5 protein-coding genes are annotated in these 4,142 nt (G+C 40.3%); all 5 read left to right on the top strand.

Translation table 11 applies throughout. The annotated features are described in order from the left end of the window. Nucleotides 1-162: 162 nt before the first annotated feature. Entirely contained in the window at nucleotides 163-1,521 is a 1,359-nt protein-coding gene (locus DW677_RS17615) for a YodL domain-containing protein (protein ID WP_117567913.1), read from the top strand. Nucleotides 1,522-1,530: 9 nt separating this feature from the next. Then, nucleotides 1,531-1,701 (top strand): hypothetical protein, encoded by a 171-nt coding sequence (locus DW677_RS18485; RefSeq protein ID WP_165860058.1) that lies wholly within the window; start codon nucleotides 1,531-1,533, stop codon nucleotides 1,699-1,701. Between the two features lie 51 nt (nucleotides 1,702-1,752). Then, a complete protein-coding gene (locus DW677_RS17610; RefSeq protein ID WP_015554928.1) occupies nucleotides 1,753-2,685 on the top strand; it encodes a hypothetical protein in 933 nt (310 codons plus the stop codon). Further along, nucleotides 2,685-3,452 carry a hypothetical protein gene (locus DW677_RS17605; RefSeq protein ID WP_117567912.1) on the top strand — a complete coding sequence of 256 codons (768 nt, stop codon included), beginning with the start codon at nucleotides 2,685-2,687 and terminating at the stop codon, nucleotides 3,450-3,452. The genes DW677_RS17610 and DW677_RS17605 overlap by 1 nt, the downstream gene beginning before the upstream one ends. A 261-nt stretch (nucleotides 3,453-3,713) precedes the next feature. Then, the coding region (locus tag DW677_RS17600) for a PepSY domain-containing protein (protein ID WP_181968400.1) at nucleotides 3,714-4,142 on the top strand (429 nt) is incomplete at its 3' end.

The raw sequence follows: 4,142 nt of genomic DNA, 5'->3' as shown, positions 1-4,142 counted from the left end.
TTTGCTCCGCAAAGACGGCCGTTTAGCTTCGCAATATGCATATAAGTAACAAGTAAATACCAAAGAAACAAGCAGTAGATCAGTAAATGATTTGCTGCTTTTTCTTTTATCAAGGCAGTCCATTGTGGGCTGCCTTTTATCATGCAAAAATGGAGGTAATCTATGACAGATAATCAGACAGAAAAACAAAAAGTACAGGAAATTACAGACAAGGATGTGGAGCTTACTATGATGGATGCGCAGAAAGGGATTGATGCATTGCAGGATTCGGAGACAGAAATCAATAAATCACAGAAACAGCAAGAAGCTTCTGATGCACGAAAGGCTGCACAGTTACTCCATGGAAGTATGGATAAATATGGCATTTACCAGTTAAAGAATAATCCTGAACTGGATAAGTTCCGCTTTGAAGGAACGGAAAGTCTGAAACGTATGGGAATCACCAAGTATAATTTGGATACCATAGTGCCGGAGAATTATGAACAGGTGTATATGGGGGAATTGTCTGAATTCCGGGGAAGGACGCAGGGGGAAACACTGGAAGCCATCTATACGAAGTTCAATATTGACCACCCGGCAGACTACAAGGCACATTCTCTTTCTGTCAGTGACATTGTGGTACTGCATGAAAACAGAGAAAACAGCGCACATTTTGTGGATACGTTCGGATTTACCGGTCTGCCACAATTTCTGCATGAACTGGAAGAGAAAGCAGAAGATCTTACGGTCACATTTACTGTGGCAGAGTGTGGAGAATTTCATGGCATCGGAGCATATTATAAGGATATTCCAACCATTGAAGATGCTATCCGGATTTACCGGAAAATGGATCCGGCACGGTTAAATGGAGTTCCGGCAATCGGAGTGAATCTTCATGTAGAGGGAACCGACTGCCTGGAGGATGACCAGGTGGATCTTCTTACCGGAAAGACGATTGATGTAGATTTTCTCAACTATATGCCGGATGTGAGAGATCATCCGAGCGTGCAGGACGCTATTAAAAAGCTGGTAGAAGCATTCCCGGAGAAAGAGGTCAATGACCGGGAAACGAAAGAGCAGAAAATACAGGCACTTGCGGGAGAACTTGACCGGTTATCCTATGACATGGATCCTTATGAGTATAGCGATACGGTATCGGATCAGGAAGCGCAGGTGCAAAGGATCGCAGAAGATATACGCAATGGAAACATCGGACATTTTCAGAATTTTTTGCAGACTTCCATAGAAGAAGGCACCGATGAGAACAGTGAGCAGAGAGCCAAAGAGCTGCTTGTAAAACTGGCAGAGTACAAGCCGCTTGCTAAGATCGAGGAAATGGAAGAGCAGAATTATAACATGATTGACAATGTGCTTAACAATGGTGTGGAAAAATTTAATCGTAAAGAAGATAAGCAGAAGCTGCAGCAGGGTCGCATATCGTTGAAAGAGCGTCTTTGCACAAAGCAATGTGAAGTTTCGGAAAAACAAGTCAGAGATCCGCAGGATCAGAATAAAGTTAAAAAGAATAGCAGGGAGATGTAGACAATTAGTTTGGTTACTTATGTAGGTCAGAATATCTCTGTTACCGAAACTTCCACATCATTCTATAACGAAAGACAGAAAGTTCAGGTAAGCCTTTCAAAGGCAGACATTATTGAACCAGTATCCGGTCACGGAAAAAGGAAATATAAATTCAAAATAACTCAAAAACTTGACTTTTAACATTGGCTAAGTTAAAATAAAACAAATTAAGTTAAAAGGAGAATGAGAAATATGCTTACAAGCGTATTCGGGATTTCTATAAAATATGAAGCATGGAATCATCAGGATTCTTTGCCTGTTTATATTGCAGGGAGTTATGATTTTCATACAGCATATATTGGAAACAGACGCTGTATAATGCTTGCTCCAACAGAAGAACTTGCCACACTTCCGGCATTGAAAAAACAAATTGTAAAAATACAGCAGATTGATAATGTGCCAGTCGTATTTGAACTTACAACGGTATCAAATTATCGAAGAAAAAGCCTTATAGAAAATAATATACCATTTATTACTGATAAGCAGGTCTTTCTTCCTTTCATTGGGACAATGCTTTCTGATGAAAAAGAACCCCAAAAGCTGACGAGTAAGTTTGTTTACTCCACGCAGCAGTTGTTTTTATTTTATCTGTACAGTAAGAAAAAACGATTGTATACTTCAGAAGCCGGAAAAGTGCTTCCGTTTACAGCAATGACCTTGACCAGAGCAGTGAAGCAGTTGGAAACGACAGATTTGTTTCTTGTAGCAAAAGACGGTGTCAATAAGTTTATTGAGTCAAAATATAAGCGAGATGAATTATTTGAAAAAGCAAAAGTATATTTGACGACTCCTGTTCGAAAAACAGGATATATAGATAAGACGCAAGTTACAGAAAATATGGTCTTTGCAGGGGAAACAGCACTTTCTAAAAAAACAATGCTAAATCCAAGCCGAGTTGTTACCTATGCAATTAGTGAGAAAGATTATGATAAAGCCTTGCTGACTGATGAATTGATAGACCCGGATAAACAGGTCAGCCTTGAATTATGGGCATACAACCCAAAACAATTTTCAGAGGATAACAGTGCTGATGATATTTCACTTGTTTTATCTTTTACAAATACAAATGATGAAAGAATTGAAGAAGCAGTAGATGAATTGCAGGAAAGAAGGTTGCATGAGTAATGGTCAGCGGATTTACAAAATTTAAGGAAAGATTTCAAGGTTTTGAAAATCAATATGTCATCATCGGTGGGACGGCGTGTGATTTGATTATGGAAAATGAAGAATTACCATTTCGTGCTACAAAAGATGTAGATATTGTATTGATTGTTGAATCCATAACAGCGGAGTTTGGCAGGCAGTTTTGGGAGTATGTCAAAGAAGCAGGATATGAGCATTTGAATAAAAGCACTGGAAATGCACAGTTTTATCGTTTCACATCTCCGAAAAGTAAAGAATATCCATATATGATAGAAATATTTTCCAGAAATCCGGATTTTATTATATTGGAAGATGATGCAGTTCTCACTCCGCTTCCGATAGATGATGAAATATCCAGTTTGTCGGCAATCCTTTTAAATGAAGCATATTATGAATTGTTAAAAACCGGACAAATGATGGTTGATGGCATTCCGGTATTAAGTCCGACTTGCCTGATTCCATTTAAGACGAAAGCATGGCTGGATTTAAAGGAACGCAAGTTGAATGGAGAGCAGGTCGATAGCAAAAACATAAAGAAACATAAAAACGATGTGTTCCGATTAGCACAGTTAATCACAGCCAATACAAGGCAAGTCCTCAGTCCGGAAATAGCAGAGGATATGAAAAAGTTCTTATCTGAAATAGCTGATGAAACAGTGGATTTAAAGTCCTTGGGTATAAGGGGAACAGATAAGAAGAAAATGACAGAAATGCTATACCAGTGTTATGGGTTGAAGGATAATACATAGTAAGGAGTGGATTGCCGGAATTTGCTGCTTTTTATTTTTATCAGGGTAGTCCATAGTGGGCTGCCTTTTGTTATACAAAATGGAGACAATCAGGGAATCTGTAAAAAGAAGCATGGGCGGCGCAATTTACGGTATTGCAAGTGTTACTATATTTATTAAATTTCTACAAATTTCCCATGTACACAAAAATTTCACTTGTAATCTGGCAGGATATCGGCTACACTTTACGCATTCCAATCTGATAGGAGGATAAGAAAGAGTATGAGAAAGAAATGGATTTTTACCGTAGCGGCATTTGCACTTGCAATGACCCTGACCGGATGCAGAGATAATGCAGCGGCAAGTATTCCGCAGCAAAGCAGCCAGGAGCAGACGAAGGAGCAGACACAGATGATCCCTATGGAGGAGGCACAGGAAGCGGCGTTAAAAGCAGCGGATATTGAAGCGGCAGATGCAGACATTTCAGCCACGACCTTAAGTGAGGTGGCGGGAGTGGCCTGCTATAAGGTGGAATTTACTTCCGGAGAGTATGCCTACGCCTACACGATCAATGCACAGACAGGAGCTGTCATGGAAATGAGCAGCCAGGAACAGAATGCACAGGCTTCCGGGACACAGACGGAGGTAGCAGACTCCACTGTCCCTGCTACGGCACAGACCTCAGGTTCAGCCTCAGCCCAGGCACAGACC

Origin of the sequence: Clostridium sp. AM25-23AC (assembly GCF_003435125.1) — a bacterium.
GTDB lineage: Bacteria > Bacillota > Clostridia > Lachnospirales > Lachnospiraceae > Pilosibacter > Pilosibacter fragilis.
The sequence above is the reverse complement of the archived record's forward strand: the minus strand, read 5'-3'. Positions and strand labels throughout refer to the sequence as shown.